An 18047-nucleotide genomic window follows, 5' to 3' on the forward strand; every position below is an offset into this window, starting at 1 on the left:
GCCTATGCGGTGTGTCCGGTGAGCCACTGCGGAAACGCCGTCAGGTCCGCGAGGACGACGTCGGCGCCCGCCTCGCGCAGCTCCCGCTCGTCGCAGGGGCCGGTGGCGACGGCGACCGAGTACGCCTGTGCCGTGCGCGCGCCCCGTACGTCGCCGGTGTGGTCGCCGACGTACACGCTCGCGCCGTGCTCGCGCAGGGCGTCCGCCTTGGCCTCCGCCCACAGGTCGCCCACGACCACGTCGGGCTCGATGCCGAGGTGCTCCAGGTGCAGCTTGGCGTTCGGCTCGTACTTGGCGGTGACCACGATGGCCCGCCCGCCGGCCGCCCGGACCGCGGCGATCGCCTCCGGCGCGCCCGGCATCGCGGGGGTCGCGGCGATCGCGATCGCCGGGTACATCTCGCGGTAGAGGTCGGCCGTGGCCGGGATCTCGGCCGCCGGGAACCAGTGCGCGAGCTCGTCCGCCAGGGGCGGACCCAGCCGGGTGATCGCCAGGTCGGCGTCTATGTACACCCCCGTGCGCGCCGCCAAAGCCTCGTAGCAGGCGCGGATCCCCGGCCGGGAATCGATCAACGTCATATCGAGATCGAACCCGACGGTCAGCATGCGAGCGGTCATGACGTCCATTGTGGGGTGGCTCGGATGCGTCGTCGGCTGCGGGCCCGGTGGGGGCTGGTCGCAAAGTTCCCCGCGCCCCTGAAGAGCCTGCGGCCCTTTCGGGCCGAAAAGCATGGGGCGCAGCCCCTGCGTTTCAGGGGCGCGGGGAACTGCGCGGGAAGCCCCACCGGGCCCGCAGCCGACAACGCACCCGACGCGGGGCAAGCGAGAACCCCGCTCAACGCGCTCGCTGCGACCGCCACAACAGATAGAGCGCGGACGACACGGCCGCGACCCGCAGCACCCACGGCCAGGTCTCCGCCAGCGCGTCACTCATCTGCCCCTGAGCGATGGGATCCCCCCACCGCCCGTCACCACGCCCCCACAGCCACACCACACCCCCGGCCGCCACCACCCCGGGCACCCCCATCACGGCCCACTTCGACTCCGAGGGCGTCAACCTCCGCGAGAGATAGGCGATCAACCACCCCAGCCCCAACGGCACCAGACTTCCCATGACCGCTCCCGCGACCAACAGCACGGCCGCCAGCAACAGCAGCGGATTGCTCCACCCCCCACCCACCGGCCGCAACCGGGGCACCGGCAGCCGCCGCCGAGGAGCCTTTTCCTCCACGTCCCCCGCAGAAGCCGCCGCCCCCTTCTCGACGCCGGCCCCAGGCTCCCCTGCGGCCTTTCCGTCGCGGTCCCCGTCCGCCTTCGCCGGAGGCGGCGGCTTCAGCAACTCGGGAATCTCCACACCCCCGACGAACCCCGGCACGGAGTCCCCGACCCCGAACCCGATGTCGCCGCCCGGCGCCCCGCCCCCGCCGACCCGCCACCAGTCGGGCTGCGCGTCGCCCTCGCCCAGCTCGTGCAGCGGGGCGAGATGCGGCGGAGCGGCACCGCCCGCCACCGGCGGCGGCACGGCGTCGGAGGAACGGGGTCGCGGCACGACCCGCCGCAGCCCCTTGGCCCGCTCCCCGGTGTCCTCGGCGGTCACGTCCCCACCGGTCACCCGCTGCACGGGCACGGCGGCCGCCGGGGGCTCCGGTACGTCACCGGGCCCGCCCGCCGCCTCGACGACCTCGTCCGGCGTCCCCAGGCGGGCGATGATGCGGCGTACGGCGGCCGGACTGTCCACCGGCGCCTTCGCCCGCCGCCGGTCGATCTCGTCCCGCAGCCCCGACACGAGACGCATCCGCGTCGAGGACGGCAACTGCCGCTGCTGGGCCAGATCACCGACCCGGCTCAGGTACTCGTAGACGACCTGGTCGCTCTCAATCCCCACGAAGCCCCTCCGGGGTCGGCCGCGCATACTCCTCCGACCGTATCGCTTCCGACAGGACGGAAGTCATGCCCCGATCCGGAAGGCCGAAGTCCCGACCGATCCACAAGAACGGCAGCCACGACCGATCCGGGAAGACGAGAGCCATGGCCGATCCCGGCGGACGGGAGGCGTGGCCGAGAAGCCCGGGGCGCAGCCCCGGCTTCTCAGGGACGCGGGGAACTGCGCGAGAACCCCCACCCACCCGCACCCGCCAACGAGACCCGCACCCCCGACCCACCAGGCACCCCCACCCCCACCCCCGCCCAACCACGCACCCCACGCCCGCACCCCCCACCCCACCGGCCCCACCGAAACGCACTCCCGAGCCACCAGGCGCCCCAGCCCGGCGCAGCCGCTACCGTTGGCCGGATGAGCACCGAGGAGCACACCCCCACGGAGGCGGCCCCCACCGGCGGAGCCCCCCGTTCCCTGGCGGAGGCGCTACGCGGACGCGACGACCGTTCGCTCGCCGTGCTGCTCCGGGCCCGGCCGGACCTCATCACACCCGTGCCCACCGACCTGACCCAGCTGGCCACCCGCGCCGGCACCCGCGCCTCGGTGGTCCGGGCCCTGGAACGCCTGGACCGGTTCGCCCTGCAGACCGCCCAGGCCCTGGCCGTGGCGGCGGACCCGGCGCCGTACGGCGAACTCGCCGCCCTGCTGGCCGGTGACGACGCGGACCCCGCCGTCACCGCCGCGCTGCCCCACGCCCTCGGCACCCTGCGCGACCAGGCCCTCGTATGGGGCCCCGACGACCGGCTCCGCCTCGTGCGCACGGCCCGCGAGCTGCTCGCCCCCTCCCCGCAGCACCCCTCCCCCACCGGCCTCGGGCCGACCGTCGCGGAGGCCACGGCGGGCATGTCGCCGGGGCGGGTGCAGGAGATCGTCGCGGCGGCCGGCCTGCCGAGCACCCATGACTCGGTGTCGGCGGTCACGGCCCTCGCCTCGCTCTTCACCGACCGCCGCCGCATGGCCGCGCTCCTCGCCGCCGCGCCCCCGGAGTCCGTCGAGGTCCTGACCCGGCTGGTGTGGGGGCCGCCGTACGGCCAGGTCACCGCCAACCCGGCGGCCCATCTGCGCTGGTTGCTGGACCGGGGGCTGCTCCTGCCGACCGCCCCCGGCACGGTCGTCATCCCCCGCGAGGTCGCCCTGCACCTGCGCGGGGGCCGCGCGCACCGGGAGGTCCAGCCCGTGCCGCCGCCCGTCGAGGCGTCGGGCGCGCACCGTCCACAGGTTGTGGACGCGACGGCGGCCGGGCAGGCGTACACCGCGCTGGCGACCGTGGAGGAGCTGCTGAAGGACTGGGACGAGGGCGGCCCCGGCGTCCTGCGTGCGGGCGGGTTGAGCGTGCGGGACCTGAAACGGACCGCCGTGGCCCTCGACGTGCCCGAGCCGGTCGCCGCCTTCTGGGTCGAACTCGCCTACGCCGCAGGGCTGTTGGCCTCCGACGGCGAGGCCGACGAACGGTACGCCGCCACACCCGCGTACGACGAGTGGCTGGAGCTGCCCGCCGCCGAGCGCTGGGCGCGGCTCGCCACGGCCTGGCTGACGGCGACCCGTACGCCGGGCGTGATCGGGGAACGGGACGCCAAGGACCGTACGTTGTCGGCGCTGGGCCCGGGGCTGGACCGGTCGGCCGCGCCCGAGGTGCGCCATCGGGTCCTCGCCCTGCTCGCCGGGCTCCCCGAGGGCGCCTCGGCCACCCCCGACTCCGTACTGGCGCGCCTCCACTGGGAACGCCCCACGCGCGGCGGCCAGCAGTCCCATCCGGCCCCCGGCCAGCCCTCGTCGGTGCCGACGCAGACGCAGCAGCCCGCGCAGTCCCAGTCGGCGCAGTCGTCCTCATCGGCCCAGTCGGCCCCGCAGCCGTCCGCGCGGTCGCGTCAGGGCGAGGACCTGCGGGCCCGGATCGCCCGGTGGACCCTCTCCGAGGCCGAGTCGCTCGGGGTCACCGGGCGCGGCGCGCTGTCCTCGCACGGTCGCGCGCTCCTCGGGCTGCCTCCCGGGACCCCGGCCACGGCCGAGCTGCCGGAGACCCCGGGCGACAGGCTCCCCGCCCACCACGTGCCCCTGCCCGAGCGCCCGTCGGCGCCGGCCCCCTCCCCCGACCCCGTCGCCGAGCAGGCCGCGGCCGCCTCCCGGGCCGCGCGGCTGCTCGCGCCGCTGCTTCCCGAGCCGCTGGACCACGTCCTGCTCCAGGCCGACCTGACGGCGGTCGCGCCCGGTCCGCTGAAGCGTCCGCTGGCCGACGTGCTGGGCGTGCTGGCGGACGTGGAGTCGAAGGGTGGCGCGACGGTGTACCGGTTCACGCCGGGGTCCGTACGCCGGGCGCTGGATGCCGGGCGCAGCGCCTCCGACCTGCACGACTTCCTGACCGCGCACTCCCGTACGCCGGTCCCGCAGCCGCTCGCGTACCTGATCGACGACGTGGCCCGGCGCCACGGCCATCTGCGGATCGGCGCGGCGTCGGCGTACGTCCGCTGCGACGACGACGCGATGCTCAGCGAGATCCTCGCCGACAAGCGGTCCCAGGGGCTCGGGCTGCGGCGGCTCGCGCCGACCGTCCTCGCTGCCCAGGCCGACCCGGCCTCGCTGCTCGACGGGCTGCGGGCGATGGGGTACGCGCCGGCGGCCGAGTCGGCGGAGGGCGATGTGCTGATCACCCGGGCGCACGCCCACCGCACCCCGCCCCGCACGGCCCCGGAGCCCGTCCCGGACGGTCCCCCGGCCCCGGACGACACCCTGCTGGGCGCCGCGATCCGGGCCATCCGCGCCGGTGACCTGGCCTCCACGGCGCCCCGCCGGACTCCCAGCGGCCCGGCCACCCCGCCGGGCACCCTGCCCCGTACCGGCTCCGCCGAGACGCTCGCGACGATGCAGGCCGCCGTCCTCACCGGCGAGGCCCTCTGGATCGGCTACGTCAACGCCGAGGGCTCCGCCAGCCAGCGGGTCATCGCCCCGGTCCGCGTCGAGGGCGGCTTCGTGACGGCGTACGACCACACGGCGGACGAGGTCCGCACCTTCCCGCTCCACCGGATCACGGGCGTCGCGGAACTGGCGGACGACGCCACCTGACCGAACCGGCCACACCTGGTCACACCTGGTCACCCCTTGTTGATCAAGCCGCCTCCCGCGCATCACCCGTTCGGGCGTACGCGGGCTTTCATGCAGGCCACGCCCGTTTTTCCCCCTCATGGGCGAGCGCGGGTCCCCTGGCGCATCCTCTCGGGGCGCGCGGGGCAGCCACCCTGTGTCCGATCGAGATCGACCCCTGTGCTCGAAAGGCCCACACCCACGCATGCGCTCTCTCGCCACGCTCCTGACCGCGTCCACCGTCTCCGTCGCCGCAGCCGTCGTCCTGGTGGGCGCTCTGGCCGCCCCGGCCGCCGCGAACCCGCCGCTGCCCCTCCCCGAACTCGGCACCCTGGTGGGTGAGGGCATCGGCGTGGAGGGGCCGCTGATCCAGAACGTCAGCCTGCTGAAGTGACGCGCAGCCGGTAGCTGTCCCCTTCGAGAAGAACGATCTCGGCGTGGTGCGCGAGGCGGTCCACCATCGCCGGGGCCGCCCCGCCGAAGATCTCCTCCCAGCGGCCGAGCGGGCGGTCGCTGGTCACGATCAGCGAGGCCCGCTCGTAGCGGTGTGCGATCAACTGGAAGAAGAGCCGGGCGGTGTCGGTGTCGAAGGGGAGGTAGCCGACTTCGTCGACGATCAGCAGGGGGCAGGCGTCGAGCGCGGACAGTTCCTCGGCGAGCCTGCCCTCGGCCCGTGCCCCGGCCAGTCGTGCCGCCCACTCCGTCGCCGTCGCGAACAGCACCCGGTGTCCGGCCTGGCAGGCCCGTACGCCGAGACCGATCGCGAGGTGCGTCTTGCCGGTGCCGGGGGCGCCGACGAACACGACGTTCCGTCCGGTGCCGAGGAAGTCCAAGGTGCTCAGCCGGGCCAGCAACCGCCGGTCGAAGGAGCGCGGGTGCGCCTCGTCGAACTCCTCCAGCAGTTTGCGCGCCGGGAACCCGGCCGCCCGCACCCGCCCCTCGGCCCCGGTCCCGGCCCCGGCCCCGGTCCCACCCGCGACACCGGCACCCGCGCCGCCCCCGCCCCCGGCCGGGTACGGCGCACGCCAGGTCTCGTACTGCACCAGCCGCGTCCCGCCCCGCGTGAAGCGGGTCTCGGGGGATGTCGCCTGGGCCGGGATCGGCAGCGGCGCCCGGGAGTTCGCGGGGGCGGCGGCCGCCGTCGGCTCGCTGCGTTCCGTCGGCTCGGCGGGCCCGTGCGGGGTCTTCGGCGGCCTCGGGCCGCCGGACGGGTCGTGGTGAGAGCCGTGGCCCTTGTCCTCGCGCAGCATCGGCCCCGACATGTACGCCAGGAGCACCGCCGAGGCGATGAAGGCCATGTGGATCACCGTGCCCCACAGCAGCGCGTGCTGGGAGGTGTGGTGGACGTCCACGAACATCTGGAGCAGATGCACGGAGGAGATGCCCACGATGGCGGTGGCGAGCTTGACCTTCAGCACGTTGGAATTGACGTGCGAGAGCCATTCGGGCTGGTCGCGGTGGCCCTGGAGGCCGATACGGGAGACAAAGGTCTCGTAGCCGCCGACGATCGTCATGATCAGCAGATTGGCGATCATGACGACGTCGACCAGTTTGAGCACCGCGAGCATCACATACGTCTCGGTGGCGCTCCCGCTCACGCAGCGGACGATTAACGTCCACAGCTCGTTGAAGAACTTGTAGACGTACACCCCCTGCGCCGCGACCAGGCCGAAGTACAGCGGCGCCTGGAGCCAGCGCGTGGCGAACAGCGCGTAGCCGAGTGTGGTGCCCTGCGGCGAGACGGACGGGGTGACCGGTTCAGCGGCGTCGGCCTGGGTGGGAGGGTGCACGGTTCGCATTCTTCGGAACACGTACCGCAAATCTGAATTCCAGCCACTCATCGGAATGAATAGACATCCAATAGGACTGGAACCCTGCGAAGAGAAACGTGCGGCCATCACCGGGAGACGGACCGGCCGAGTCGCCGTTCGACGGGGCCGTCAGCGGTGGTGAGGCGGCGAGCCTTCCAGCGGCTTGATCCGCGCGGCTCGTGGGCTGGGCGACCGGCACAGTCAGCTCGCCGCCCGGCCCCGCCTGGTCATCAACTACAGCTAGATATAAGCAGATTGCCCGACGCGGCAGCGTGTAGTGTCCGTTGCGTGCTGGCTGAGCAACGACACCAACTCATCCTGCGGTCCCTGCGTTCCGGCGGCACTGCCTCCGTCGCCGACCTCGCCGAGCAGCTTGACGCCAGCGCCGCGACCATCCGCCGGGACCTCCTCAAACTGGAGGCCGACGGGCTGATCACCCGCGTCCACGGCGGGGCAGTCATCGAGGATGATCAGCCGCCCTTCGCCGAGGCTGCCGAAGTGCAGGTGGCGGAGAAGGACGCCATCGCCGCCCGGGCAGCTGCAATGGTCGAGGACAGCCAAGCGGTCATTCTTGACAGCGGCACTACGGTTCACAGGCTTGCACTTCACCTGCGCGGTCGGCGAATCACCGTGATCACCAACAACCTTGCGGTGTACGACGAACTCATAGCTGACGAGAACGTCGATCTGATGCTGCTGGGGGGCATCGTCATCCGTGAGTCCCGCATGCTGGACGGTTTCATGGCCGAGGACAACCTCCGCCAGGTTCACGCCGACTGGCTCTTCATGGGTGCTTGCGGCCTCCGGCCTGGGGGTCAGGTCATGGACACCACAGTGGCCGAGGTGCCCGCCCGCCGCGCCATGATCGCCGCTAGCGACAAGGTGGCGCTCTTGGCTGACAAGACCAAGTTTCCCGGAACCGGCATGGTCAAGATCTGCGGTCCCGGGGACCTGGACGTGATCATCACCGATGCGTCCGAGGACGATGCGACCTGCATGGCTCTGCGGGAAGCGGGTGTGAGGGTCGTGACGACAGCTACGGCCACTGTCGACGGCTGACAGAGACGATGCCTCGACCCGCCGACCCGCCGACCCGCCGACCCGCCGACCCGTCCTCGTCCGGGGTCACGTCCTACGGGCGGCGGGCCAGCAAGTGGGTGTCGAGGAAGCCTCGCTCGGACACCGGGTCGTGAAGCAGCCGGGCGAACGTGACGAGCCCGGCCCCGGCCAGCAATCCGGCGAACTGGTCCACCGGCCAGCCATAGGCGGGCGTCACCTTGTGGTCGAAGAGGACCGGCTCCGGTCCTTCGGTCCCGAAGAAGGACACCAGGAGCAGACCCCCTGGCGCCAGGACACGCACCTGCTCGGCGAGCAGCGCGGGCAATTCTCCGGGTGGGATATGGATCATCGAGTAGTGGGCCAGCACTCCGCCGAGTGCACCGTCCTCGATCGGCAGGGCCTCCATGCGCGCTTCGTCGAACCGCAGCATCGGCTGTGCCCGCCGGGCGTGGGCAACCATGGCCGGGGAGAGATCGAGCCCGAAGGCGTCCAGCCCCAAGTCGTGCAGCATGGTCGTCAGATGACCGGGGCCGCACCCGACGTCGGCCACCCGCAGGTTCCCTGTGGCTCGCACGAGTTCGGCGAAGGTGCCGATCATGTTCCGCGCGAACGGCATCGTCTCCAACCGACTGGTGAACATCGACGCATACTGCTCGACGACTCCGTCGTAGGCCGCCCTGGTCTCGTCCTGGTGATTTAACACGGGCAGGAAACTTACACCCGCGCCGTTCGCCCTTTCTCCGGATCCATTCCGGCGCTTTCTCGGGTTTGATCGTCCCGTCAGCTGATCAGGGGGCACCCTTCGGTGATGCAGAGAAGAACTCGCCTTCTCCGCGCGCACTGCTCGCCAGGCTGTCTCCTTCCGAGCTGATCGGGGCCGCGGTGTGCCCCCACGCGGGTGCGGCTGCAATCAGTCCTGGCCGTTGGCTGCCTCGGCCTCCTGTTCGCTCTCCTTCGCCGCTGCCGCTCGCCGCATATGCCCCTCCTCGCCGAAGTACACCGCCAGACGCGACGTGTCCAGCTTCTTGCCGCCAGTGCATGATGCCGCGCAGCGTCGTCGTGTACCACTGCTTGGAGTCGCTGCGCTTGCCCGTGGTCTGGCGCGAGGTGTGGCCGGGTGAGGGGACACCCTCCTTGTTGAGGTCGTTGATGATCTGCATGAGCGAGTCCTTGGTCAGGACCCGCTCCACGATCCGCTTGATCGTCTCAGCCTCGTCCTCGTCGACCGCGAGGACCTTGCCCGCCCCGTTGGGGTTGGGGACGACCATGTATCCGTACGGGACCCGACCCCCGGTGTAGCGGCCCTGGCGGCGCAGGTGCTCGTGCGCGCTGGACACCCGCATCCCGATCGATGTCCTCCTCGGCGGCCACGACCTCCCAGCCACGTGCCTCGCACAACGCTTCACACGCCGCGCGCTGGCGTTCCGGCGAAGTCGTCTCGTCGGTTTCGCGCGATAGGCGAACATAGATAGCGGCGCGCATCCCCGGCGCGCCGGCCGGGACGCCCTTTCCGGCGTCGGGCACGGGGCATAGCCCGTGCTGTGACAGGCGTTGGTTCTGTCATGAGACGACCCTATCTCCGGAGGTATGTGTGTCCTGCCTAATCGTCCAGTCCGACAAGACGCTGCTCCTGGAGGTCGACCACGAGCAGGCGGACGAGTGCCGTCGGGCCATCGCGCCGTTCGCCGAGCTGGAGCGGGCGCCGGAGCACATCCACACCTACCGGGTGACTCCGCTCGGGCTGTGGAACGCGCGGGCCGCCGGCCATGACGCCGAGCAGGTCGTGGACGCGCTGGTGCAGTACAGCCGCTACCCGGTGCCGCACGCGCTGCTCGTGGACGTCGCCGAGACGATGGACCGCTACGGCCGCCTCACCCTCTCCAAGCACCCGACGCACGGCCTCGTCCTCACCACCACCGACCGGCCGGTGCTGGAGGAGATCCTGCGGTCGAAGAAGGTCGCTCCGCTCGTCGGGGCGCGGATCGACCCCGACACCGTCGCCGTGCACCCCTCCGAGCGCGGGCAGATCAAGCAGACCCTGCTGAAGCTGGGCTGGCCCGCCGAGGACCTCGCCGGGTACGTGGACGGTGAGGCCCACCCGATCGAGCTGGCCGAGGACGGCTGGGCGCTGCGGCCCTACCAGAAGCAGGCCGTGGAGAACTTCTGGCACGGCGGCAGCGGGGTCGTCGTGCTGCCCTGCGGCGCCGGGAAGACCCTGGTCGGCGCCGGGTCCATGGCCCAGGCCAAGTCGACCACGCTCATCCTCGTCACCAACACCGTCTCCGCGCGGCAGTGGAAGCACGAGCTGGTGAAGCGGACGTCGCTGACCGAGGAGGAGATCGGCGAGTACAGCGGGACGAGGAAGGAGATCCGGCCGGTCACCATCGCCACGTACCAGGTGCTGACGACCCGGCGGAAGGGCGTCTACCCGCACCTGGAGCTGTTCGACTCCCGTGACTGGGGCCTCATCGTCTATGACGAGGTGCACCTGCTGCCCGCGCCGGTCTTCAAGTTCACCGCCGATCTCCAGGCGCGCCGGCGGCTGGGGCTGACGGCCACGCTGGTCCGCGAGGACGGGCGGGAGTCGGACGTGTTCTCCCTCATCGGACCCAAGCGGTTCGACGCGCCGTGGAAGGAGATCGAGGCGCAGGGCTACATCGCGCCCGCCGACTGTGTCGAGGTCCGGGTGAACCTCACCGACTCCGAGCGGCTCGCCTACGCCACCGCCGAGCAGGAGGAGAAGTACCGCTTCTGCTCCACCACCGCGACCAAGCGGAAGGTGGCCGAGGCGATCGTCCGCCGTTTCGCGGGTCAGCAGATCCTGGTCATCGGCCAGTACATCGACCAGCTCGACGAACTGGGCGCGCATCTGGACGCGCCGGTGATCAAGGGTGAGACCAGCAACGCCCAGCGCGAGAAGCTCTTCGACGCGTTCCGCGAGGGTGAGATCAACGTCCTCGTGGTGTCGAAGGTCGCGAACTTCTCCATCGACCTGCCCGAGGCCACCGTCGCCATCCAGGTCTCCGGCACGTTCGGTTCCCGCCAGGAGGAGGCGCAGCGTCTCGGCCGGGTCCTGCGCCCGAAGGCCGACGGCCACCAGGCCCACTTCTACTCCGTGGTCGCCCGCGACACGATCGACCAGGACTTCGCGGCGCACCGCCAGCGCTTCCTGGCCGAACAGGGCTACGCGTACCGGATCATGGACGCGGACGAGCTGCTGGCGGAGGGCTGAGGCCGGACCGGACGGAGGGAGGTGCCCGGCGGTGTGCCGCCGGGCACCCTCCTCGGTCGGCGCTCTAGTGGAAGTCCCTGGAGACGACCCAGCCCTTCTTCTTGCCGGCCTTGCCGTAGTACCAGTTGTAGCCGTTCTTGTACGTCTCGCAGTACACGCGCACGTCGGTGCCGAGTTCGAGGAACTTGACGTCCTTGTACTTGTAGCCCGGACCCGACTGCATGGTGGTACCGGCGTAGTTGTTGACCATGTAGGTCGCGTCCTTGATGTTCTTCGTGCACGCGGACGAGCCGACCGCCGAGGCGCTCGGCGCGGCCACGAGGGTGACGCCCAGGGCGAGCGCGGTGGCGGCGGTCAGGCCGCTCACCGTCCTGCGAAGCCGATGCGATGCGAAGCGCATGAACAATCCCCGTTTCCTTGATCCATGCTCCGTTGAGCTGATCGATCGAGCTCATCGACGGAGCTTGTCGATGGAGCTTGTCGATCATGCTGACACATTGAATCTTTGCGCCCGTAACGGGGGTTGGGGCGAAGAGCGAACGCGGAGAGTGTGGAGGTACCGAGGACGGGGCCGCCTTGAGTGCGGGCAGCGGAACCGGGTCCTCGGGCTGGAGGGAGGCAGGGGGCAGGGAGGGCAGGGGTGGTCGGCGGCTCACGCGCAAAGGCTGAACCCGGCGTTCACCGGCGGCGTACGCCCGCTTCCTCCGCGTACTCGCCGAGGATGACGACGCCGAACGCGGCGCTCGCGAAGACCTTGACGGCGCGCAGGGCGTCGGCGAGGCGGTGGCGGTTGTGGTGGTCGTCGAGGCCGGTCGCGCCGGGCGGCGGACCGGGTCGGCCGGAGGCCGAGGCTGGGATGAAGGTCGCTGCACTCATGTCTCCATGGTGGAACGCCCGCCTTCGAACCGCGTCGGTCTCCGGAGTGAACGCGCTGAGCCCCCGGCTCCCCCTCAGGTCCAGCTCCCCCGTAATACCGGCGGTGTAGTGACCCCCTAGGGGTACGGCGGGTGCGGCGGACGCGCCGGCAAAAAAATCCGTTGGCTTCCGCCCCCTCCCCTCACCTACACTCTCCGCTCTTGCCCGCCTCCCGTCCGTGGAGCGCCGCCGCCCGGACGGAAACCGGTCGGTCACCGCCGTCAGGCGTACCCCCCAGCTCCCCGCAGGCCCCGGAGGCACCCCCTTGTCCGCGCAGCCCACCGCCGACCCCGCCGCCCCCAGCGACCCGGCCGACCCCCTCTCCCGCGAGCGCTCCCACCTCGCCGCCTCCCGGTCCGCGCTGCGGGCGATGCGGGAGGACGTGCAGGCGTTGGACATCAAGGACGTCACCGCGAACTGGGTGAACGCGGAGGTGCTGGCCCGCCAGATCGAGGAGCGGATCAAGGCCCTGGCGGACCTGAGCCACACCCCGCTCTTCTTCGGCCGGCTCGACTACCTCCACTCCCCCGGCGCGGACCGGGCGGAGGGCGCGGAGGGGGAGCGTTTCTACATCGGGCGCCGGCACGTGCACGACGCGGACGGCGACCCGATGGTCATCGACTGGCGCGCCCCCGTCTCGCAGCCCTTCTACCGGGCGTCCAGGACCGACCCCATGGACGTCGGGCTGCGGCGCCGCTTCGGGTACACCGGCGGCGACCTGACCGCGTACGAGGACGAGCACCTCTCCGACCCCGCCGAGGCGGCAGCCACCAGCAAGCTGCTCCAGCAGGAGATCGAGCGTCCGCGTGTCGGCCCGATGCGGGACATCGTGGCGACGATCCAGCCGGAGCAGGACGAGATCGTCCGCTCGGACCTGTCCGGCAGCCTCTGTGTCCAGGGCGGTCCCGGCACCGGGAAGACCGCCGTCGGCCTGCACCGGGTCGCCTATCTCCTCTACGCCCACCGCGAGCGGCTGTCCCGCACCGGCACCCTCGTCATCGGGCCGAACCGCTCCTTCCTCCACTACATCGAGCAGGTCCTGCCCGCGCTGGGCGAGCTGGAGGTCAAGCAGGCGACCGTCGACGACCTCGTCGCCCATGTCGAGGTGCGGGGCACGGACGACGCGGCGGCCGCCGTCGTCAAGGGTGACGCCCGGATGGCCGAGGTGCTCCGCCGGGCGGTGCGCTCGCACGTCACGCTCCCCACCGAGCCCGTCGTGGTCGTCCGGGGTTCGCGTCGCTGGCGCGTGCCTGCGTACGAACTCGAAGACATCGTGCGGGAGTTGCTGGACCGGGACATCCGCTACGGGGCCGCGCGGGACGCGCTGCCGCAGCGGATCGCGCACGCGGTGCTGGTGCAGATGGAGCGGTCCGGGGAGGCGCCGGACGACCGGGTGCAGGACGCGGTGGCGCGCAACGCGGCGGTGAAGGCGGCCGTCAAGGCGATCTGGCCGCCCGTCGACCCCGCGAAGCTCGTGCTGCGGCTGCTCTCCGACGCGGACTTCCTCGCCGAGCACGCGGACGGGATCCTCACGGACGAGGAGCAGAAGACGATCCTGTGGGCGAAGCCGGCGCGGAGCGTGAAGTCGGTGAAGTGGTCGGCCGCCGACGCGGTCCTGGTCGACGAGGCCACGGACCTGGTGCAGCGGACGCACTCCCTCGGCCATGTCGTCCTCGACGAGGCGCAGGATCTCTCGCCCATGCAGTACCGGGCGGTGGGCCGCCGCTGCACCACCGGTTCGGCGACGGTCCTCGGTGACCTGGCACAGGGCACGACCCCCTGGGCGACGCGGAGTTGGCAGGAGGCGCTGGCCCACCTCGGCAAAGCGGAGGCCCATGTGGAGGAGCTGACGGCCGGTTTCCGCGTCCCGACGGACGTGATCACGTACGCCTCCCGGCTCCTCCCGCACATCGCGCCCGGCCTGACCCCGGTGGCGTCCGTCCGCGAGAACCCGGGCTTCTTCGACGTACGCCCGACCACCGACGACTCCCACGTCATCGCCGCCTGCGAGGAGTTGCTCCGCAACGAGGGTTCGACCGGCCTCATCGCCGCCGACACCCGCGTCCCCGCCCTCGCCGAGGCGCTGACGGCGGCGGGCCTCGCCCATCTGTCCCCCGGCGAGGAGACGACGCACGAGACCCGCCTGACCCTCGTCCCGGCGTCACTCGCCAAGGGCCTGGAGTACGACTACGTCGTCCTGGACGAGCCTCAGGCGATCGTCGACGCCGAACCGGACGAACGCACGGGCCTGCGCCGCCTCTACGTCACCCTCACCCGAGCGGTCTCGGGCCTGATCGTGACCCATTCGGCGCCGCTGCCGCCGCAGCTCGTCTAGGCCCCTTCCGACGGAAGGGCCCTAAGGTCGGCTGAACGTCAGGTGCGTGACCCCGCCGGGCGAGGAGACGGCCTCGACGTCGTAGTCCTTCTCCAGGCCCTCCAGCCCGTCCCAGAGACGTTCGCCCCGGCCGAGCAGCACGGGGACCACCACGACGTGCATGTGGTCGATGAGCCCGGCGGCGAAGAAGTCCCGGATCACGGTGACCCCGCCGCCGATGCGTACGTCCTGGCCTCCCGCGGCCTCGCGGGCCGCCTCCAGCGCCTCGGCGGGGGCGGCGTCGAGGAAGTGGAACGTCGTGCCGCCCTCCATCTCGATCGACGGCCGGGGGTGGTGGGTGAGGACGAAGGTGGGGGTGTGGAAGGGAGGGTTGGGCCCCCACCACCCCTTCCACTCCGGGTCCTCGTGCCATCCGGGGTAGCCGAACTTCCCGGCGCCCATGATCTCGGCGCCGACCCCGGGTTGGAACTTCCGTGCGAAGGCGTCGTCGAGGCCGGCGGTGCCGCCGGACCCGCCGGTGGCCTCCTTCCACCACCGGGTGGCGAACATCCACTCGTGCAGCCTCTCCCCGGCGTGGCCGAACGGCTCGTCGCGGCTCAGGCCCTCTCCGGTGCCGAAGCCGTCGAGCGAGACGGAGAAGTTGTGGACGCGGGCGAGTGACATGGCTGGTGACTCCCTTTCATCCGCCGGCCGAGTTCGTCGACCGGACCTGTCGGACCTGTCGGACCGTCCAGCCCGGTCGGCCCGGTCGGTCGGCCCGGTCATGAGGGAGATGATGGCCGCCAGGACACGCCTCGCCTACTCCCGCGACATCACCGCCGCCGTCGGCCGTCCGACGGCCACCCGGATGGGCGTCCGGGCCCCGCCCGGTGTCACTCCTCGCCCTCGAACACGAAATCCTCGTCGCTGATGTCCTCGATCTCGTCGTCCACCAGATCGGGCCGCCGGAACTGCACATCCCGCTCCCGCGTCCAGCGGTAGGACCAGTCGATCTCGCTGGTGATGCCCTTGATGCTGTCGGGTGGCAGAACCCTCTTGGCCTCGCGAACCGCCGCTTCCACGGCTGCCTCGTAGGCCGCGCGGGCTCGCTGGTAGTGAACGGTCGATCCTTCGGTCTGGAGATCGAAGTCGATCGTGATCGTCAGATGCTTCGGTGCGGGCTCCTTGGCCACTGGTCCCCCTCGACTCTGTCTCGAAGGGTCAGTATCACCGGTCCCCTTCCGGTGCACGCGCGAACGGCCCCCGGGGACCGAAGTCGCCGGGGGCCGTTCGCGCGTGGGTTTCGCCTACTTGAACTTGTTGCTGGTCGCCAGGTAGACCTGCTTCGCGTTCTTGCCGAGGCGCGGCCCCGTGATGAACGTGGAGCGGTCGCTGAGGGAGTTGTTGGAGACCAGGTAGGTGCGGCCCTTGTGGGACATGAACCAGGGGCCGCCGGAGGCGCCGCCGTTCATGGTGCAGCCGACCATGTACTGGGCCGGGTAGTCGCTCGGGTAGCTGTAGCCGAGGACGAAGCGCTTGGTGGCGCCCTGGCAGTGGTACATCTTCGAGCCGTCGTACGGGGCCTCGGCCGGGTAGCCGCGCACCTTCATGTTCTTGACCTTGTTGGCGGCGGGGGCGTTGAACCACACCGGCAGGGCCGAACCGAGGCGCTCCTCCAGGGACTTGGAGCCCTTCTCCGGCTTCACGTGCAGCACCGCGTAGTCGTACGCGGCGGCCACGGTGCCCTCGCTCGCGGCGCCGCCCTTGATCCAGGTGCCGGAGGTGGTGGCCCAGTCGGCCCAGGCGACGCCGTACGGGGAGACGTTGCTCGCGCGGTAGTTCGCGGACGCCTGGCTGATGTTCAGCTTGCCCGTGTTGTTGAAGGACGGCACGAAGGCGATGTTGCGGTACCAGCCGCCGCCCTTGCCCGCGTGCACACAGTGCCCCGCGGTCCACACGAGGTTGGACTTGCCCGGGTGCGCCGGGTCCTTCACGACCGCGGCGGAGCAGACGCTCGACCCCTGGGGCGTGGTGAAGAAGAGCTTGCCGACGGGCGGCGCGTACTTGTGGTACGTGGCCTTGACCCTGCTGGCCTGCTGCTTCTTGACCTTGCCATCGGGCAGCCAGACCTGGGTGGTCTTGCCGGCCCCGGTGGCGGTGTTGCCCGCCTCTGCGATGGCCGGCAGGTCCGGCAGGTTCTCCTTGGCCTCGGCGATGCGCTCCGGCGTCCAGAAGTTCTCGATGTACGGGTTGGCGAAGTCCTCCGCCTTGGAGGCCCAGTCGCCGCTGAAGTCCTGCCAGCCACCGTCCTTCCACTTCTGCAGCTCGTCACCGGTGAGCTCGGTGGGCACGCCCTTCGGGAGCTTGAAGCCGCCGACGGTCGTGTCACCGCCGCTCTCGTTCTCCCCGGTGTCGACGTTGTCGCCTGCGTCCGCCTGGGCGGTCGTGGAGTCGGATGCCTTGGCCCCGCTCTCCTCGGTCTTGCTGCAGGCGGTGGTAGTGACCATGACCGCGGCGATCACGGCGGCTGCGGCCGTGAGGCCGCGGCGGCGTATGAATGGCATGGAGCCCGTCCCCGTGTGATGAAACTTGTCATGCCCCCGCTTGTCTGGGGCGAGACAACTATGCACGCGCGGGAGCCCGCGATGATCTACGGAAGCCCCTTCGCGGCGACTTCGCACACAACAACTACGTGGCGGATATCTACCTGTGATGTGGCGCGTCCGCGCCCGCCCTCACTCCTGGGCCACAACTCACAGCCTTTTCACAATGATTGATTCTTCATCACTCCGACACCTCCGACCCCTTGTGCACTACCCGCGAGTAGCGCCAATCTGACCTGCGCATGCCATGACGCACGCCACGGCATGCGCCATCCCCCGCGGCAGGCCCAGGAGGCCGTAGTGAAGACAGGTTCGCGCACGCGCGCTTCGCGTCGTTTCCGCAGATCCGCCGTGGTGCTCGGCGCCACCGTCACCCTGGTGGTCGGCGTCGCCGGCAGCGCGTTCGCGGCCCCGCCCGCCGCGCTGCCCGCCAACGCGGAGGCCCTGGAGACGACCTGGCAGCCGGCGTACGACTACGACACGGACGGCTGTTACTCCACACCCGCGATCGGACCGACGGGCACGGTCAACGGCGGGCTGAAGCCCACCGGTTCACTGAGCGGCGACTGCCGCGACCGGTCCGATCTGGACAACACCAACGGCTACTCGCGCTACAAGTGCAACAACGGCTGGTGCGCGATCATGTACGACCTCTACTTCGAGAAGGACCAGGCGGTCTCGGGCAGCAGCATCGGCGGCCACCGGCACGACTGGGAGCACGTCGTGGTCTGGGTGCAGAACGGCACGGCCCAGTACGTCTCGACCTCCGCGCACGGCGGCTTCAGCGTGCACGCCGCGTCCTCGGTCCGCTGGGACGGTACGCATCCGAAGATCGTCTACCACAAGGACGGCATCCGGACGCACTGCTTCCGGCTCGCGGGCTCGAACGACGAGCCGCCGGAGAACCACAAGGGCACCTGGCAGTACCCGCCGCTCGTCGGCTGGAACGGCTACCCGGCCGGCGTCCGCGACATCCTCGTCTCGCACGACTTCGGCAGCGCCAACTTCGGCCTCAAGGACGGGAGTTTCGCCTCCAACCTCGCCAAGGCCAAGCCGTCGGGGATCGCCTTCGACCCCAACGCGTAGCCCTGCGGGCG

The 18047-nt window shown here is 71.2% G+C and carries 16 protein-coding genes and 1 pseudogene; 6 read left to right on the top strand and 11 right to left on the bottom strand.

Going from position 1 to position 18047, the window contains the following annotated elements; genetic code table 11:
* Positions 1 to 2 precede the first annotated feature (2 nt).
* Positions 3 to 626 (bottom strand): haloacid dehalogenase-like hydrolase, encoded by a 624-nt coding sequence (locus GWK25_RS39590; protein WP_215456320.1) that lies wholly within the window; start codon positions 624 to 626, stop codon positions 3 to 5.
* Between the two features lie 208 nt (positions 627 to 834).
* On the bottom strand, positions 835 to 1884 hold the full coding sequence (locus GWK25_RS39595; protein WP_215456321.1) for a hypothetical protein: 1050 nt from the start codon (positions 1882 to 1884) through the stop codon (positions 835 to 837).
* A gap of 408 nt (positions 1885 to 2292) precedes the next feature.
* Between GWK25_RS39595 and GWK25_RS39600 the strand changes: the two genes are divergently transcribed.
* Positions 2293 to 4998, top strand: coding sequence for a helicase C-terminal domain-containing protein (locus tag GWK25_RS39600; RefSeq protein ID WP_215456322.1), 2706 nt, complete (start codon positions 2293 to 2295; stop codon positions 4996 to 4998).
* A 223-nt stretch (positions 4999 to 5221) separates the two neighbouring features.
* Positions 5222 to 5410, top strand: a complete 189-nt coding sequence (locus GWK25_RS39605; protein ID WP_215456323.1) for a hypothetical protein — start codon at positions 5222 to 5224, stop codon at positions 5408 to 5410.
* Here GWK25_RS39605 and istB read toward each other — a convergent pair.
* Positions 5394 to 6806, bottom strand: a complete 1413-nt coding sequence (gene istB, locus GWK25_RS39610; RefSeq protein ID WP_374200674.1) for an IS21-like element helper ATPase IstB — start codon at positions 6804 to 6806, stop codon at positions 5394 to 5396. The two genes, GWK25_RS39605 and istB, sit on opposite strands and share 17 nt — an antisense overlap.
* A gap of 309 nt (positions 6807 to 7115) precedes the next feature.
* Between istB and GWK25_RS39615 the strand changes: the two genes are divergently transcribed.
* Complete coding sequence (locus tag GWK25_RS39615) at positions 7116 to 7886, top strand: DeoR/GlpR family DNA-binding transcription regulator (RefSeq protein ID WP_215456325.1); 771 nt, start codon at positions 7116 to 7118, stop codon at positions 7884 to 7886.
* Between the two features lie 73 nt (positions 7887 to 7959).
* On the opposite strand, the gene GWK25_RS39620 is transcribed toward GWK25_RS39615, so the two are convergent.
* The 3 genes and pseudogenes from GWK25_RS39620 to GWK25_RS44930 all read right to left on the bottom strand — a co-directional run.
* Positions 7960 to 8589: a class I SAM-dependent methyltransferase gene (locus GWK25_RS39620; protein ID WP_215456326.1), complete on the bottom strand. Its 630-nt coding sequence runs from the start codon at positions 8587 to 8589 to the stop codon at positions 7960 to 7962.
* 85 nt (positions 8590 to 8674) lie between these two features.
* A complete protein-coding gene (locus tag GWK25_RS39625) occupies positions 8675 to 9229 on the bottom strand; it encodes a recombinase family protein (RefSeq protein WP_251829241.1) in 555 nt (184 codons plus the stop codon).
* A gap of 19 nt (positions 9230 to 9248) precedes the next feature.
* Positions 9249 to 9368: pseudogene (locus tag GWK25_RS44930) on the bottom strand (recombinase family protein); the annotation flags it as partial.
* A gap of 109 nt (positions 9369 to 9477) precedes the next feature.
* On the opposite strand from GWK25_RS44930, the gene GWK25_RS39635 reads away from it, so the two are divergent.
* Positions 9478 to 11118: a DNA repair helicase XPB gene (locus GWK25_RS39635; RefSeq protein WP_215456329.1), complete on the top strand. Its 1641-nt coding sequence runs from the start codon at positions 9478 to 9480 to the stop codon at positions 11116 to 11118.
* 64 nt (positions 11119 to 11182) lie between these two features.
* Here the strand turns inward: GWK25_RS39635 and GWK25_RS39640 are convergent, their stop codons facing one another.
* Together GWK25_RS39640 and GWK25_RS39645 are read right to left on the bottom strand one after the other, a co-directional pair.
* A complete protein-coding gene (locus GWK25_RS39640; protein ID WP_215456330.1) occupies positions 11183 to 11518 on the bottom strand; it encodes a hypothetical protein in 336 nt (111 codons plus the stop codon).
* Between the two features lie 278 nt (positions 11519 to 11796).
* A complete protein-coding gene (locus tag GWK25_RS39645; protein ID WP_184892567.1) occupies positions 11797 to 11994 on the bottom strand; it encodes a hypothetical protein in 198 nt (65 codons plus the stop codon).
* Between the two features lie 409 nt (positions 11995 to 12403).
* Between GWK25_RS39645 and GWK25_RS39650 the strand changes: the two genes are divergently transcribed.
* Positions 12404 to 14368, top strand: coding sequence for an AAA family ATPase (locus GWK25_RS39650; RefSeq protein WP_251830704.1), 1965 nt, complete (start codon positions 12404 to 12406; stop codon positions 14366 to 14368).
* Positions 14369 to 14389: 21 nt separating this feature from the next.
* Here GWK25_RS39650 and GWK25_RS39655 read toward each other — a convergent pair whose 3' ends face one another.
* The 3 genes from GWK25_RS39655 to GWK25_RS39665 form a co-directional block, all read right to left on the bottom strand.
* Positions 14390 to 15031 carry a dihydrofolate reductase family protein gene (locus GWK25_RS39655; protein ID WP_215456332.1) on the bottom strand — a complete coding sequence of 214 codons (642 nt, stop codon included), beginning with the start codon at positions 15029 to 15031 and terminating at the stop codon, positions 14390 to 14392.
* Between the two features lie 209 nt (positions 15032 to 15240).
* A complete protein-coding gene (locus tag GWK25_RS39660) occupies positions 15241 to 15540 on the bottom strand; it encodes a hypothetical protein (protein ID WP_215456333.1) in 300 nt (99 codons plus the stop codon).
* A gap of 114 nt (positions 15541 to 15654) precedes the next feature.
* Positions 15655 to 16911, bottom strand: a complete 1257-nt coding sequence (locus GWK25_RS39665) for a serine protease (RefSeq protein ID WP_215456334.1) — start codon at positions 16909 to 16911, stop codon at positions 15655 to 15657.
* A 339-nt stretch (positions 16912 to 17250) separates the two neighbouring features.
* Between GWK25_RS39665 and GWK25_RS39670 the strand changes: the two genes are divergently transcribed.
* Positions 17251 to 18036, top strand: a complete 786-nt coding sequence (locus GWK25_RS39670; protein ID WP_215456335.1) for an NPP1 family protein — start codon at positions 17251 to 17253, stop codon at positions 18034 to 18036.
* Positions 18037 to 18047 lie beyond the last annotated feature (11 nt).

Source organism: Streptomyces sp. ATCC 21386, assembly GCF_018728545.1.
In the GTDB taxonomy this organism is placed as follows: domain Bacteria; phylum Actinomycetota; class Actinomycetes; order Streptomycetales; family Streptomycetaceae; genus Streptomyces.